The following is a 14,510-nucleotide window of genomic DNA, read 5'->3' as shown; positions in this document are numbered from 1 at the left end:
TTGATCAGTTGTTGTCGGGGTTAGTGATTTTGTGTCCTCACCCTATGCCGCCTCCAAACAGAAGTTCCACAGCCCGGCAGCCGTGACCATCGAGCGGTCATCAAAGCCTTCAATCCGGTTGCGATAGACCTGATGCGCAATTCCGTAGCGCTTGAGGCCCGCAAACGAATGTTCACACACCACTCGCTCGCTGGCTAACGCTCGATTGTCTGCTTTCTGCTCGTCGCTGAGTTGTCCCCCGCGCAGCTTTTTGTGGGGCAACTCGACATTGACCACCTCATTCTGCAGTCCGAAAAAGCCCAGGTCACCCTGTATCGACACCTCATCAGGTATCCACTTTGCTCAGCCTTCCTGGTTTAAGATGCCTTTGTCATTGTGTCGGCCCGCATAGGCATGACTGAAAGTTAGTATCTTCCGGTTCGGTTCTACCAGGGCCAGATGTGAGCGGGTATGTCGCGTCTTCTTGCCTAAGTAGTCGTCCCGTTGCTTGTCCTTATCTTTGGCCCGTTGCACGGGCCGCTCAGTGGCGTCAATGATCACCCGCTTGACCTGTGGGAAGGCTTCGACAAACTCACTCATGCTGCTCAGCTTCCGTTTCGGTAATACGAGTTTTTGGCCTAATGCGGCTTCGAGTAAGGGCTGTAGGCGATGCATCCAGCGGTTGGCCTACGACCGGTCGAGGTCAAACAGCGGACCGGCGAGGTCAAACGTGGGATAGCACTTGACGTAAAACAGGATGTAGATGAGTTTGTCTTCGACGCTCGCAAGTCGAGGCTTACGCCCCCCGCCCACCGACCGCTCTCTCGGCTGCTGGCTACGACGGGGGATGGGCGCTTCGGCAAGGGCTTGAGCAAACGAGGGTTGGAGCGCCGCGAGGGCTTTGTGATTTAGACCTGTCAACGCCCGCAGCAATCGGTCATCCCGTTTGACGCGCTCTAGATCCAGCATCGGGCTACCGTCTCAACACCTGTATTGGTGTAGCTAATTTCCATCTATTTCACAACAGGTCTAATAGATTCATCGGTGATTCGTCCTATTATTGAGCTTTGCGCCGCACCAGCCGGTGTCCCCGTAGTTCTACACTGTGGTCAGCCAAACACTGCTCCCAGCCGCGCTGATCAAAAATCGCCTTCACATCGTCGAGCAGGCCCCACTTTTGCTCTTGCTGGCTGAGTTTGGCGAACTTGGCATAGTTAGGATAGTCGGGGGCAATAGTCTGATCTTTTTGGTGGAGCAGGGGAGAGTTGTCGGGGTCGTAGTCGCGGCAGCGCACGTAGAGATCTTGAAGGGCGATCGCCATGCTGGTCCTCAACGCCGGGTGCGGCTCTTTGTCGAAATTGGGAAATGCCAGGTAGGTGATTTGTGGCTTCTGAACATGGAACTTCACTACTGTGGCTTCCTCGGGGCGGCCAATAGTGCGGGATGCACACCCTTCGTAAAGGCGTAGCAGCGGGTCGAGCTGATCTAGAGCAGAGACATGCACCCACAGGGAATTGGGTCGCTGCTGGCCGATCGCACTCTGTCGACAGCGCTGTTCGATCATCTCCGTGCGGCCCAGGGTCATGAGCATCAGATCGGCGGCGGTGCAGGCCTGCTGGTAGCTGCCGAAGAGGGCTTTGATATCGGCCTGTACTGAGGGGGAGAGGTCTTTGAATTTGGGGCGATTACCGAAGTGGCTGAGGGCCAGGTAGACGAGTAGATCGTTGCGGCGCTTGTCAGCGATCGCATCCCACTCCCCCACATCGGTCGCTTGCAGAACGACGGTGAAGGCTCGCTTGATGCTGCCAAAGGTCTCCTGTAGGGGCACAGCATGCTGTGCCCCTACCTCTTCAACGGTGGGCAGGCGACCGCGATCGGTGTAGAAGTCCATCAGCGGTTGGAGGCGATCGCGGTATTCCTCAAACTTGCTGACCTTGAGGCGAATGCGCGGTGCCGTAGCATGGGAGCGATAGCGGGAGGCGCGGAAGGCTTCGGCCTGGGCCTCGTCGCGAAAGACAAAGTAAATCCCCAGAGCGATGGGGATGGCGTCTACGCCGAGCACCTGGTCGATGTAGGCTTTGAGTTCTTCTTGCTCGTAGTATTTCTGGAAGGTGTTGCGGCTGGTGATGATGCCGTCGCCGTAGGCAATGACGCCTCGGGTGCGATCGTCGATCAGCACCTGGGCGGCGACAATGAGCACCTTCTGGGCCAGACCCCAAGCGTTAATCAGGGCTTCCCTGCGCTCGGCGGTGTCTTCGATGACGTTGATCACGTAGCCCAGGTTGACCACATCGGCGGGGGTGTGGGGAATATCGAGGCGAAAGTGAGGATCCCAGCCGGAGCTGGTGAGGCCCAGGCGGTGGATGTACTCAATATCGGCTCCATGGCCGCAGCCGTAGTCGAAGTAGGTGGTGTCGGGCGGAAAGAGTTCAGCTTCCACAGCGAGGCGGACGGGTTTAGATGCAGTGACGCGGGCGATCGCCGCTTTGTGCCTCTGAATCTTGGGCTTGGCCTGTTGAGCCGACTTGATCGGGCAAGCCAGGGCGTGGTTGTGGATTTCGATGCCCTGCTGAGCGAGGCGGCGTTCCCAGTTGAGCTGGGTGCCAATTTCGCGAGAGTTGTCGAGCAGACCCATAGCGACCTGCTGCTGGGTCAAATGGGCAAAGCGGCTGTAGTGGGGGTAGTCAGCGGTAATGAAGGTTTCTTTGCGGTGGAGCAGCGGCGGGTTGGGGGCATCGCTGTAGTCGCGAGTTTCGACGGTGCCGGTGGCCCAGTCCACAATGGTGCTAGTGCGGAGCAGGGGGTGGGGTTCGGCGTCGAACTCGGGGTAGTAGAGGTAGGAGAGTTTGGGCTGGTCGAAGTGGAACTTGACCAGGGTAAAGGGCAACTGCTTTGTTAGCAGGTTGCGGGCGCACTGTTCTTGATGTCGCAGGGTGCTATCTATAGATGGCAGGGCGGATTTATGAATGTAGAACGCATTGGGCAAGCATTTGCCGATTGTGCTGCCCTGACAGTGCTTGACCAGCTCGGCGTGGGGCAAGCTTGTAGCGGGTTGCGACAGAACATCAACACTCTGAGTCATATTCAGTACACTTGTATGACACCTCTAACAGGCATTCTCTGGCCCCAAACCACCTAATTCAAAAAGAAACTCCTACATCTAGCGCCCCGGTATCCCTTTGCCGTTAGAATGACGCTACTCAACGTTTATTGCCGCTGTAATGCTTGGCTTGAATGAGAACGCTCAGCCTATTTGAAAGCGATCGCCTCTCCCTTGACCGCAGCACTGAGCTATCGGCGGAGTCGTTGCGCCACTATGGTTCTTTGTATAAGCATTGGGCGATCGCGTTCTCGGGCGGCAAAGATTCTTCAGCCACCGTTACATTAGTTGCCGATTTAATTGATAAGGGTCTGGTGCCTCGGCCTGAGAGCGTTACAGTTCTCTACGCCGATACCCGCCAGGAGCTGCCGCCGCTGCACAATGCGGCCATGGCTCTGCTGGCCAAGCTGAGGGAAAAAGGTTTTGATACCCGGGTCGTGCTGCCCAAGCTTGACCACCGCTACTTCGTCTATATGCTAGGGCGAGGGGTGCCGCCGCCGAGCAACACTTTTCGCTGGTGTACGCCCAAGCTCAAGGTGATGAGTATGGAGCGGGAGCTAGAAACCCTGCGGCAGGAGCGGGGCGAAAAGTTTTTCATGCTGACGGGGGTGCGGGTGGGCGAATCTGCGGCGCGTGACCAGCGAGTTGCCATGAGCTGTAGCCGCGACGGTGGCGAGTGCGGTCAGGGCTGGTTTCAGCAGACCACCTCTAGTGCGGTGGCCGATACGTTGGCCCCGCTGCTGCACTGGCGAGTCTGCCACGTGTGGGACTGGCTAGTGCAGGCCGATGTGGAGCTAGGCTACCCCACCTTCGACATTGCCGAGGTCTACGGCCACGACCCCCAGGATGACCTGGGCGAAACCGAGTCGATCAACGCCCGCACAGGCTGCATTGGCTGCCCGCTGGTGCAAGAAGATGCAGCTCTAGAGCGGGTGCTGGCGAACGCGAAGTGGACTTACTTGGCCCCGCTGCGGCAGCTGCGCCCGCTGTATTGGGAAGTCAAGAAGCCTCAGTACCGTTTGCGGAAGCATGGGGAAGTGAAGAAGGATGGTTCGTTGGCGAAGAAGCAGGGCCGCTTGGGGCCGCTGACCCTGGAGGCGAGGGAGTGGATGCTGGGGGAAATTCTTCGCATTGAAGCAGAGGTGAATGCCGGGGCGGCCCAGATGGGACAGCCGGATATTTGCCTGATTAGCGCTGAGGAGCTGGCCCGCATTCGAGAGCTGATTGCTGCCGAGACTTGGCCCGAAAAGTGGGATGGCACCGAGCATCGCGGTGACGAATGGCTGCCGGAAATCTTGTCGGATGGGAGTGTGCAACCGCTAATTTTTAGTGAGTGGTAGACGATTATCTATGCACCCCCCCAAGACTGAGCTGTTTGACAACTGGCTCAACAGCAAACCAGAGGGCAATCTGGAGCTGATTGAGGGGCAGCTGATTGTGGGCAATTCTCTCATGGGGAGTCGGTTGCTGCTGAGGCAGATTTTGCAGGGCTGGGGGGCCGAGGCCGCGATCGCACTGGCCCCAATCGAAACCTGGTTCCAGGCCCTGGTTGCTGGCTATAGTCTGCCGCTGCCGCAGACAGGTTCTATCAATGCCCAGCTCAATGAGTTGGAGTCTGCCGCTAGTGCGATCGCATTTACCCCAGAGGTCCTATCGGCGGGCAGTGTTCAGGTTACCTGGCCCCACCACCGTCTGCGGCAAAAGCTGATCATGGATCTGTTTCGGCTCGATGGGCAGGTGGGCGGGCATTCCCTCGGACGCGATTTTGTCATGCGGCTAGGCAATAACGGCTTTACGCCAGACCTAGTGTTCTTTAAAAACCAGGGGTTGAACCAGCTCTATGAGGCGTTTTTGAGCGGCCCTGCGGAGCTGGTGATCGAAATTGTGATGCCAGGGCATGAAGACTGCGATCGCACTACCAAGAGTAATTACTACCAGGCCGCAGGTGTTCTTGAGTATTGGCTGATTGACCCAGCGGCGCAGCAAATAGAGTTTTACCGACTGGATGATGGGCAGTATCAACCCCAGCTGCCAGAGACCGATGGCTACTACCGCCCTAGCAGTGCTCCGGGGTTGGCCTTCAGGCCCAGTGCCCTTTGGCAAGAGGAGACCGATCAAACGCCGTTAGAACCCGATGCTTTTGTGGTTGAGCAGGCATCAGGGGGCTATCAGCGCCATTACGAGGCCGGGCCACAGTGGGGGGCGGCCCTATTTATCCCCAACATTCAAGCCGAGCCCGTGCCCCTTTGCTTTGAGGAATACATTAGCTGGAGCCCCCGGGCCAAGTTTGAGTTCATCGACGGTAAGCCGCTGATTGGCTCGACCCCAGGTACGCGCAACGTGTTAGCCATGCTGATGATGACGTTTGGGCTGATCAGCACCGTCAAGCTGCTGCCTCCCCAGTGCTGGATTCAGGGCTTACGGCAGCGGATTGAGGCAGAGCAGCGGGATGCAGAGCGCAAAGCTGAATGGTGGACAACAGCTCGACAGGCCGCAGAACGGCTTAGAAGTCATTTTTCGGTAGAGCGGCTGGGGGTAATTGGCGAACTGGCCATGGCTCAACCGCTGAACTACTGGTCAGACATCACGCTGGTGCATTGGGATGAACTAGATAACGCTTGGCAAGCCTACGACCTGCTGCGTGACCTTGATTCAAACTTGCGCATTAATCTGCTGTGGGTCGATGAAGGGTGGTTGACGGCAGATCAGCTCTGGCAAATTGAGCGTCATTTAGTAGAGCTGTGATTATTTTGGTCAAGTCCGTTCGGGCAAAGCGAGTTGGCAAAAGTTTTCAATCGATTTCAAATTGAGATCACCCGCTAGGTAGCCGATGCCCCGGTGCAGGTGCAGGCGGAGCTGGGTGGTGAGGGTTTCTGCGTCTGTCCCTAGCCCATCTTGGTGGCAGCGCTGCTTAAGGGCGATAAGCAACTGGTCGGCAACAGGGCCACCGAAGACCTGCCAGGTCATTTCTAAGTTGCTGTCGGCGGGGATGGGTACGGGCGAGGGTATAGACGGTTCTGCCAGGGAGCGACATAAGGCCCAACGACAAAGCACATTCCATGTAGAGATTTTGGTTACGCGCTTGAGCTTGATCAATTGATCTTTGGCGGCTTGCGAAAGTTTAATGCGATCGGTAGGAGGTTGCATAGCTATTGGTCTATTTGTGTTTCAAGCTCACGAATCAGCTCAGGCAGATCTTCGACAATGGTTTGCCAAAGGACATCAGTATCAATATCAAAGTAGGCATGAGTCAAGCGGTTTTGCATGCTGATGATCTGGGACCAGGGAATTTGCGGAATCTCAGCTTGCCGTTCTTTAGTGATTTTGGCGGCGGCTTCACCAACAATCTCAATAGCTTTGACCACGGCTAGCAACAACATGGCATCGGCATCGAGGGAAAGTTTGCTTCTGCCTTCCATGAATGCGATCGCCTGATTAGCGGCATCTAGCATATGCCTCAATCGAATATCGTCATTGAGCGCTGTCATACTGAACTACCGCAGTGCTTAGAACGTCGTCTCGAAAATAACGGCTTAGATCCTTGGGAGTTCTCAAATCGACCTCGCGGTGAATTAGGTTAGATAGCTCTAGTTCTAAACCCGCTAGACGAATGAGTCCGGGAATATGATCGGCCTCAAATTCGACCAAGAAATCGACATCACTCTCAGCGCTAAAGTCTGGCCTCAGCACAGAGCCAAATACCGATAGCTTTTTAATGTGGTGGCGTTGGCAAAACTGTTTAAGCGCAGCCTGAGGAAGTTCAATTTGCATAACCATCTACCAAAAGTAACCCGATACCACTGCTGTCTGTCGCTGTTTTGGATCGTACTCCAGCATATATTCACGGGAAATCGCCCCTGCCCCCCGCAGCCGATCTACCTCTTCGGCGCGAATTTCGGTGTCGGTGGAGAGCAGTATGACTTGGTGGCTGGCTTGGGGAAAGTAGCTATCGACCAGGTGGTTGCGGTGTTCTGAGTCGAGTCGCCCTAGGGGAGTATCGATCGCAACGGGGAGCTGCCGACCAGAGCTATTGGCTAGACCCCAAAGGAATGAAATGGCGAGTAGCTGCTTTTCACCGGCAGAGAGGCTTTGAATGGGTAAGGGTGCGCCTTCGGTATCGTAGAGGTCAAGGCGAAAGGTGGCTGGGTCGATCATTACCTGGCTCACCAGGCTAGCTTTGTGCAGTAGCAGTTTAAGGTACTGGGTTACCTGAGTCTCAAGGGCGCTAAGCTTTTTCTCGGTCAATTTTTCTCTAAAGGCCGCTAAGGTTGCCTGCACCCTAGGGGCGGTGTCTAGCAGAATGTTGGCTTGGCTGTCGGCGATCGCATCCTTGCCATAGCTGCTGAGGGCTTTCTGCAAGGTTTGCCGCTGCCGTTCTAGCTCGCCGTAGCGGCAACGGTGGATTTCCAAGGCCATCTGGCATTCTTTTAGATCGGTTTGAGCCGCGTTGCGGGCTGACTTGAGGGTTTCGTAATCTTCGGCAGAGGCGGCTTTGGCCGGTTTGCCCTCTAGGGCATCAATGTCGTCGTTGAGCTGTTGCAGGGCGCTGAGGTGGGTTTGGGTTAGCTGTTGCTCGTTGGCCAACTGGTGCTGAAGGATGTGGGTGAGCTGAGCCAGGCTATCGTCTGAGGCCTCAAGCCAGGCGACGCCTGTGGCGGTGGTGATTAAGCTTTGGCTCTCTTGCTGCATAAACGCCTCAATTTGCTCTTTCTGGATGGGCTTGAGCTTGAGCTGGCTGAGCAGGTCAAGCAGGCGCTGGTCGTGGTTGACTAGGGCTTCGCGGGCGATCGCAGCTTTTTGCTGGTCTTGCTCTCGTTGTCCCTGGGCGGCTCCATCAATGAGCAAACCCTGAATCATGGCTAGGGGCAGCACCGAGGCTGCTAGGTCGTGGAGCGCCTGGGTTTGAATTTTGATTTCGGTGCGCCAGGTTTTCACCTGCTGCTGGAGGGGTTCGGCCTGTTCGGTGATGTGCCCGCCCCCGGCAAAAAAGCGGTCTTCGGCTTCTTGCGGGGCGGTTTCGGCAGCGGCAAGATCGGCCTCGCGTTGCTCAATGGTGGCGGCTTCGGTAGATAAATCGCGATCGGCCTGGGTGAGCTGGTGGCGCAGGGTTTCTACCTGCTGCTGGGCGGCGTCATCCCCTAGTTCGGCCTGTTTGCGGCTAACCAAAACTGCCAGGTCGTTGGCGAGGCGATCGGCCAGTTCTAGCCCCAAAACGGCGCGAATGGCGCTGACCACGCTGGGAGGCGGGGTGTCTTGTTCAGCTAGGGCTTTGACCTGTTCACCGTCGAACAAAAATAGGTTAGAGAGCCCCAGGGGTAGCCAGTCTTCGACTTGTTCATCCCAGTTTTGGGTGAGGTATTCGTTGGGCCAGCCGTCTAGCTCGACGGTAAGGGTATCTTTGCGGCCCCGCTGCCAGGTGCGCCGCACCTTTACCTGGCCCAGCTTTTCGATGCCGCTAATGTAGATCACGTGCTCAAAGGTGAGTTCGACTGCGGCACTCTCTTCGGAGGCGGCTTGATTGTTGACGCACTGGGTCAGAAAGTTGACATAGGCCAAACTGCGGCGGCGGTCGATTTGAGCACGTTGACCATACAGGGCTAGGCGAATGGCATCCATCAGGGTGGTTTTGCCGCCGCCATTCAGCCCGCCGATGAGAATGATGGGGCGACCGGCTTCGAGGCGCAGGTTGAGGCTGTGCTGCCCGTAGTAGGGGCCAAAGTTTTCTAGGGTGAGATCGAGGAAGATCATAGGGTTTGTAAGTACTCTCTCACCTGGCGTACGAAATTCTCAGCCTGTACGTAGCATTCATTGGATGCTTCTAGAGCATTTTGGGCCTGCTGAAGTCGCGCCTTAACCAGAGCAGCAATATCGTCTGACTGGCTCATGCAGCTATACCCTCTGAGAGAATGTTGTGAACGAGAGGGCTGGCGGTATAAGGGCTAGCCTCAAACTGCTGGTGAGAATATTTGACTGTGGTAATAACCACGTCATGGTAAAAGCCAACTTCCCAGGCAATGTCGCTAACGGCTTTCCAGATGGTGCGGTCTAATTTGTCTACAACGACACAAATATCAAAGTCTGAATCGGGCTGGGCGCTGCCCTTGGCCCGTGAGCCAAAAGCCCAAATGCTGGCCTGGGGAAATTGGCCACGAATTTTGCTGGCAAATTCTGTCAAAATTTTCTGATCGTGTGCTGACAGCATGATGCGGTGTAGAGATTAGCCCACAGCCTTTTGGAATGACTCAATTGTACCTGGGGAACCCTACCACCTTTACCGCCCCTATTTCCCTTCGGTTGAAGGCGGTACCTGGCCAAATTTGAGGGTAGCCCAGGCGGTTTGAAAGGTTTCGACGTCGCCGGTTTCTTCAGCGATTTTGAGGTCGCGGATGGTTTCGGCTCGCTGGATGGCGGGGGCTTTGGCGAGGGCGCTGGTTTCAAAGCAGGCTTGTAGGGCCTTGTAGATGCCGGTGCGGCGGCTCATAGTTTGGTATTTGCGCTCGGTGTCGAGGAGTTTGGCGACGAGTTCGAGATACATGGGGTCGTCGTCGCAGAGGGTGGCGAGTATGGCCCACTCGTCGGGGCCGAGGGTGGTGGTGTCGGCGCTGGGGCGGGAATCGTGGAGTTTTTGGCCGGTGATTTCGTGGTCAATCACTGCCGCTATTCTCTGGGCAGGTACTTCACCAACGCCTTCATAACCTCATGGGGCTGGAACTGCAACGGCCTGTCGGCGTTGGGGGCACTGAGAAAGTCTGTCCACTCCAAGATTTCGGCAAAGCCGAGCTGGTGGAGGGCAACGACGATGGAACTGACAGACTGTTTGCTGCCGATAACGAGGATTTTGACAGGTTCGCGGTCGGGGTGGGGGTAGCTGTGGAGTTTGAGGGTGAGTTCGAGGTGGACTGGGCCGGTGGCATCGGGGTTGAGGATGCGGGCACTGTAGCGGGCGGTGGGGGATTGGTCTTGCATAGTCTTGTCAACCACTAGGACGTTGAAAGGCAATTTACCCTGCCCAAAGGTTGACTGTCAACCACTAGGATGTGTCTGGATGGCAGAAACTCTGAAACCATGAACGGATGGGAAAAGCAGGCAAAGCGCTCAAGCAGGTTCTAGAGGATTACAGCATCAGCCAGTTTGCGCTGGCGGTGGCTATGGATGTAGAGCGCAATAACGTCTACCGCTGGGTCAACGAAAAACGCGATCCAACGGCTGAAACAGTTATTGAAATTGTTAGAGCGTTAAAAACTCTCAAGCCTGAAGCAGCGAAAGCTTTTGTAAATCTCTACGTAGGAAATGAGGTTTAATCTACAAGAAGGGGAAAGCTTTCGATGTATTGATCTATGGAGTCATGCTTACTCAAGCAATGCCAATGATGCTATATTATCAGCGGGGGATGTCGAGTGCCTTCCGGCCCAGTAAGCTACCTGGCTAACTTTGATTAGTGCCTAACTAATAATTAGGCAGACCAAGGACGCAATTACTGGCGTCATCTCCCTCAAAATTTCCTCAAATTAATGCTGTTCTTTATAATAAGCGTTTTTAAGCACCACTCTACGCTCCACTTTTTGGCTTAGATGTGCTTCGGATGTCCAGGCTTCTGGATATCTGACTGTTTCTAAAATTTTAAATAGAAAAGTTCTTGGAACCGAATTATTATTATTACTTCCGACATTTATCTTTGCTTTTTCGTACTTTAATAGATGCTCTACCGAGCGGTATACAAATCCATCTTCTCGAAGATAATTAACTGATAGGATTGCATGGGATGAGGGCAATTGTTCTAAGAATCTTTTTAAATACGGGATAGTATTTAGGCTTGCTTCCTTATGCTTAGAAGCTCTTGACTTTCTAAGCATATGTCTCCAACCTAGTCTTGTTAGTTCTATATTTCCCAAGACAGGAGATAAAATGCCTTCCTGAGCTATCTGCCTGTAGCTAGATTTCACATTCTTCCGCCGCTGTGTTAGATGTGTAGTTCGCTTGCGTACAATAATTCCTCCTCCCCCTCTAGACTTCAATGTATATTTACCTGAACATCTAGCTAGGTCGAAAAGCATTGCTGGCGTTATGGAGTGATGCAAGCCATATTCCTGTGATAAATCATTAGAATTTGGGTGAACGTAAGCCCAGAAGCAAGCTGTACTTTCTCTATTTACCCAGACGATACAAATTGGATGACTCGTTCTTTGAGCAGCTATTTTGGCATTTTTCTTAAGAAGAAAACCATCTTTTTTTTGTTCCCCATAACTTTTTCCCGACTTAATCTGGACAAGAATTATGAGACGTTCTCCTAAATACCAAGGGTGCTCACACGAGAGGAATAAGTCAATTTTATCCCCGTCCTCTTCGCGGAAACCCCACCTTATCTCAGCTTGACATGCCAGAACTAACATTGAGGAAGCTAACTTTTCAGCGTCATTCCCATTCTGTGGGTTGTGAGCTCGATCTTGTTTTGGAGTGTTAGGCTTCTTGCCATTAAAAAGATTCATTCTTCGTTTATATTGGTTACTGCTAAATCAAAAGTTTTGAGCAATATAGCTATTTTGGAAGCAATATCTCTTAGCCCACAAAAGCTATAAATTTTCGCTTAATCTACTAGAATAATCATGATTTTCCTTCTGCGAATTTCTCGGATTAGATCAATCCCCATTTCTCTCTATGCCATTTCAACCCCTCCATACTCGGCATAAATCTTCTGTCCTTTGGCAACTCAATTTGCTCCTCCTTGAACCCCATTATTCCCCGACTCTGTACCGGAGCCTCCTCCATAAAACGTTCCTGCGGAATCACAATTCGGTAGTCGTCATCTACACCAAACCAGCCGTGGTCAAAGGCCCAGTGGTGGTTTTTGCAGAGGGCTAGGCCGTTCACAAAGCGATCATCCCGAAACTCAGAGAATGGTTGGATGTGTGCCCCGTCTACAATATTTAGCCCATCCCAACTTACCACTCGCGTTTTACAAAAGGCGCAGCGCTGGTCATACAGCTTCACCACATTCCGCCGAAACGCCGCATTCCGCACAAAAATTCGGTCTTCATCCCGCAGATCTTCAACCTTGTAGGTGGCTCCACCCGAGTCAAACAGACTTTGCTGCACCGATTCAAACTCGTCGTACTTAAACGACTCCGCAATCTCATTACCCTTTTCAGGGAACCAGGCCTGAATCAGGATAGTTGTCAGCTCCGTGCGGCTCTGGGGGTTTTGCAGCAGCGCAAACAGTTCCCCATCCAGGTAGGCATACTTCACCGCCGAGCGCAGCGCAGGCAGCGTGCGAATCTTCACCTTCGCCTGGATAGCCGCCTCAAAGCCAGGGTTCGGCATCAGGTGCCAAAACTTATCCCCCGTCAGGTGAAAAAACGGTAGAGCAATATTCGAGTGGTGGTCGCTAGAGACAAACTGATGCCAAAACTTGAGAAAATTTGCCGTCAACTCCGGCGACAGGTAAACCTCATTGCGGCTAATCAGCCCCTTCTCACACAGATCCAGCACAGTCAGCAGCAAGATTGGCTTGTGGGGCGCAGTGCCACGGGCCTTGTCAACCCGAAGGTTGGCAAACTTCTTAGCGTAGTAGGTCAAACCTTTGGTCAAAATGCTCGACCCTGCATCAGGCTTCCTTCAGCCTGTCTATATACATAGCGTAGGCATCCATAAAGTACCCCGGCGGGTCTTGAAAATCATCAGTTCTCGCAATTTCTTGAATTTCAGCCAGCCGCCCCGGAAACCAGCGGCCCACCAATACAGCTTGCAGACTCTCTCGGCAGGGGGCATCCTGCAAAAAATCAAACAGGTCTTCGTCAACGTAGGCATGGCTAACCGCTTGCTTCACCTCGTAAAGCGTCTTGAGCTTAATCTTTGCGGCCAAAATCGGCTCAAACCCTCGATTCATCACCAAATGCCAAAACTTTCCACTCTTCATGTGAAAGTATGGGCGAGAAATATCGGGGTGGTGATCGGCTGAACCCAGATAGCTCCAGTATTTCAGAAAGGTGTGGTTGAGTTCTGGCGACAGGTCAATACGGTTCTCTGACATTTCGCCCCGCTCAAAGCGCTCTATCACCGCCAGCAGCAAAATTGGCTTGTGGGGAGCCGTACCATGGGCGCGATCAACCCGCAATCGCTGAAACTTCTTGGCGTAGTAGGTAAGTGCTTCTAAATTTGGAACAGGCACCCGTTGAAAAGCGATTTATAGAAAGGACAATAGGTCTAAGTCTTCAGAGCCAAAATCCTTATTAATTGATTGCACAAACAATAAAATCTGTTTTGAAATATCAGCGACTCCGCTAAATTGATTCTCAAGGATCTCAAATCCGCCATTGGCGTATTCTTTAAAGATTTTTGCCTTTGCCTGGATTTGCTCTTCGTCACTACTGAGAATATTTGGGTTTTGGGTTTCTGCAATAGCAATCAGATCCATAAGGCCACGATTCTTAAATTGATCACCTGGTATTGGATCTGGATCACGCCTTGATGCTTGCTCAAATGGCACACGATTTTTTTTGCTAAATCCAAAAGCTGCTGCAAAAGTTACAACATCTGCATAAGTCTGAAACGGCCCGGTCGATCCCTCTCCAGCCCTCAGCGCCTTCACCAGCTTCGCCTTATCCTTCGCCACCTTAATTCGTATATCTGCCATTTTTTTAGAAGTAAATAATAGAGTCTAAGCAAGCAACGGAGCAGCACCAACACCACGCCGCCCTTTACAAATTAGCCGTCATTAACGTCAAGACCATCTAGCCTTCCTCGGTGTTATGGCTAAACAGCTCCAGCAGCCAACGAGTGATGGTTGCATCATCCTCATGCTGCGATCGCTCCAGTGCCATTTCCAGCGTCGACATCGCCAATCCTGGCAACACCCGAGACTCATCGACTTGCCCACTGCGGCGATCGGCAATCTCAAAGGCAATCACCTGGGCTGCCTGCACATCCACCACCCAATATTCGGTGCTGCCTAGCCGCTCATACAGCAGCCGCTTCTTGCCCAGATCGTCATTTAGCGTGGTCGAGGCAATTTCTATCACCAGCTGAGGCGCACCGTGCGTCAACACATCAATCGGTTGATTGTCGCGCGGTGGCAGGTCAAACCCCTGACCTACATAAAAGGCAATATCGGGCTGGGCATCTTGCAAGCCAGTTTTGCGAAACGTGGTGTTGGTCAGCTCCACCATACGCAAGCCCTTCAGCGTGGCATACAGCACCACTAGCGTAGAAACAATCGAGTTTTCCCGTCCGTGTAGTGCACCCAGGGGCGACATTTCTACCCTCATCCAATCAGTATCAAAATAGCAGCGGGCATCCTGTGGCACCCCAGACTCTAACAGCGCCACATACTCTGTCCACGAGGCGGCTACCCATTCATTGCTAACGATGGGTTGTGGTACCGAGGCTGTGCCAACCATAGCGTTCCCCATTGTCATCAGCGGTTTTTCCCCATTGT

18 protein-coding genes and 1 pseudogene are annotated in these 14,510 nt (G+C 53.5%); 4 read left to right on the top strand and 15 right to left on the bottom strand.

All coding sequences use genetic code 11. The annotated features are described in order from the left end of the window. Positions 1-42: 42 nt before the first annotated feature. Positions 43-579: pseudogene (locus IQ265_RS28805) on the bottom strand (transposase family protein). Positions 580-648: 69 nt separating this feature from the next. Here IQ265_RS28805 and IQ265_RS30675 point away from each other — a divergent pair. After that, complete coding sequence (locus IQ265_RS30675; protein WP_347404972.1) at positions 649-891, top strand: hypothetical protein; 243 nt, start codon at positions 649-651, stop codon at positions 889-891. A 145-nt stretch (positions 892-1,036) separates the two neighbouring features. Here the strand turns inward: IQ265_RS30675 and IQ265_RS15465 are convergent, their stop codons facing one another. After that, on the bottom strand, positions 1,037-3,061 hold the full coding sequence (locus tag IQ265_RS15465; RefSeq protein WP_228037942.1) for a DNA phosphorothioation-associated putative methyltransferase: 2,025 nt from the start codon (positions 3,059-3,061) through the stop codon (positions 1,037-1,039). A gap of 152 nt (positions 3,062-3,213) precedes the next feature. Between IQ265_RS15465 and IQ265_RS15460 the strand changes: the two genes are divergently transcribed. Both IQ265_RS15460 and IQ265_RS15455 read left to right on the top strand, forming a co-directional pair. Beyond that, entirely contained in the window at positions 3,214-4,419 is a 1,206-nt protein-coding gene (locus IQ265_RS15460; RefSeq protein ID WP_194055125.1) for a phosphoadenosine phosphosulfate reductase family protein, read from the top strand. 10 nt (positions 4,420-4,429) lie between these two features. After that, positions 4,430-5,824, top strand: a complete 1,395-nt coding sequence (locus IQ265_RS15455) for a Uma2 family endonuclease (protein WP_194055123.1) — start codon at positions 4,430-4,432, stop codon at positions 5,822-5,824. Positions 5,825-5,833: 9 nt separating this feature from the next. On the opposite strand, the gene dndE is transcribed toward IQ265_RS15455, so the two are convergent. The 8 genes from dndE to IQ265_RS15415 form a co-directional block, all read right to left on the bottom strand. Next, a complete protein-coding gene (dndE, locus tag IQ265_RS15450) occupies positions 5,834-6,226 on the bottom strand; it encodes a DNA sulfur modification protein DndE (protein WP_194055121.1) in 393 nt (130 codons plus the stop codon). 2 nt (positions 6,227-6,228) lie between these two features. Further along, positions 6,229-6,567: a HepT-like ribonuclease domain-containing protein gene (locus IQ265_RS15445; RefSeq protein WP_194055120.1), complete on the bottom strand. Its 339-nt coding sequence runs from the start codon at positions 6,565-6,567 to the stop codon at positions 6,229-6,231. Further along, entirely contained in the window at positions 6,551-6,856 is a 306-nt protein-coding gene (locus IQ265_RS15440) for a nucleotidyltransferase family protein (RefSeq protein WP_194055118.1), read from the bottom strand. Before IQ265_RS15440 ends, IQ265_RS15445 begins: the two co-directional genes overlap by 17 nt. Continuing rightward, positions 6,857-8,827 carry a DNA sulfur modification protein DndD gene (gene dndD, locus IQ265_RS15435; RefSeq protein ID WP_194055116.1) on the bottom strand — a complete coding sequence of 657 codons (1,971 nt, stop codon included), beginning with the start codon at positions 8,825-8,827 and terminating at the stop codon, positions 6,857-6,859. Further along, a complete protein-coding gene (locus tag IQ265_RS15430; RefSeq protein ID WP_194055114.1) occupies positions 8,824-8,964 on the bottom strand; it encodes a hypothetical protein in 141 nt (46 codons plus the stop codon). Before IQ265_RS15430 ends, dndD begins: the two co-directional genes overlap by 4 nt. Continuing rightward, on the bottom strand, positions 8,961-9,281 hold the full coding sequence (locus IQ265_RS15425; RefSeq protein ID WP_194055112.1) for a nucleotidyltransferase domain-containing protein: 321 nt from the start codon (positions 9,279-9,281) through the stop codon (positions 8,961-8,963). The genes IQ265_RS15430 and IQ265_RS15425 overlap by 4 nt, the downstream gene beginning before the upstream one ends. 78 nt (positions 9,282-9,359) lie before the next feature. Continuing rightward, on the bottom strand, positions 9,360-9,731 hold the full coding sequence (locus tag IQ265_RS15420) for a hypothetical protein (protein ID WP_194055110.1): 372 nt from the start codon (positions 9,729-9,731) through the stop codon (positions 9,360-9,362). 5 nt (positions 9,732-9,736) lie between these two features. After that, complete coding sequence (locus IQ265_RS15415; protein WP_194055108.1) at positions 9,737-10,045, bottom strand: hypothetical protein; 309 nt, start codon at positions 10,043-10,045, stop codon at positions 9,737-9,739. A 107-nt stretch (positions 10,046-10,152) separates the two neighbouring features. Here IQ265_RS15415 and IQ265_RS15410 point away from each other — a divergent pair, with 107 nt between their 5' ends. Beyond that, entirely contained in the window at positions 10,153-10,380 is a 228-nt protein-coding gene (locus tag IQ265_RS15410) for a helix-turn-helix transcriptional regulator (RefSeq protein ID WP_194055106.1), read from the top strand. A gap of 207 nt (positions 10,381-10,587) precedes the next feature. Here IQ265_RS15410 and IQ265_RS15405 read toward each other — a convergent pair whose 3' ends face one another. The 5 genes from IQ265_RS15405 to IQ265_RS15385 form a co-directional block, all read right to left on the bottom strand. After that, the gene (locus IQ265_RS15405) at positions 10,588-11,565 is read right to left on the bottom strand and encodes a hypothetical protein (RefSeq protein ID WP_194055104.1); all 978 of its coding nucleotides are present in this window, start codon (positions 11,563-11,565) and stop codon (positions 10,588-10,590) included. Between the two features lie 145 nt (positions 11,566-11,710). Beyond that, entirely contained in the window at positions 11,711-12,664 is a 954-nt protein-coding gene (locus IQ265_RS15400; protein WP_194055103.1) for an HNH endonuclease, read from the bottom strand. 16 nt (positions 12,665-12,680) lie between these two features. After that, complete coding sequence (locus IQ265_RS15395) at positions 12,681-13,244, bottom strand: hypothetical protein (RefSeq protein WP_194055102.1); 564 nt, start codon at positions 13,242-13,244, stop codon at positions 12,681-12,683. Positions 13,245-13,259: 15 nt separating this feature from the next. Then, entirely contained in the window at positions 13,260-13,709 is a 450-nt protein-coding gene (locus tag IQ265_RS15390) for a DNA phosphorothioation-associated protein 4 (RefSeq protein ID WP_194055101.1), read from the bottom strand. A gap of 97 nt (positions 13,710-13,806) precedes the next feature. Continuing rightward, positions 13,807-14,484, bottom strand: coding sequence for a Uma2 family endonuclease (locus IQ265_RS15385; RefSeq protein WP_228037938.1), 678 nt, complete (start codon positions 14,482-14,484; stop codon positions 13,807-13,809). Between the last annotated feature and the right edge of the window lie 26 nt (positions 14,485-14,510).

The organism is Nodosilinea sp. LEGE 06152, assembly GCF_015207525.1.
Classification (GTDB): Bacteria; Cyanobacteriota; Cyanobacteriia; order Phormidesmidales; family Phormidesmidaceae; genus Nodosilinea.
The sequence above is the reverse complement of the archived record's forward strand: the minus strand, read 5'-3'. Positions and strand labels throughout refer to the sequence as shown.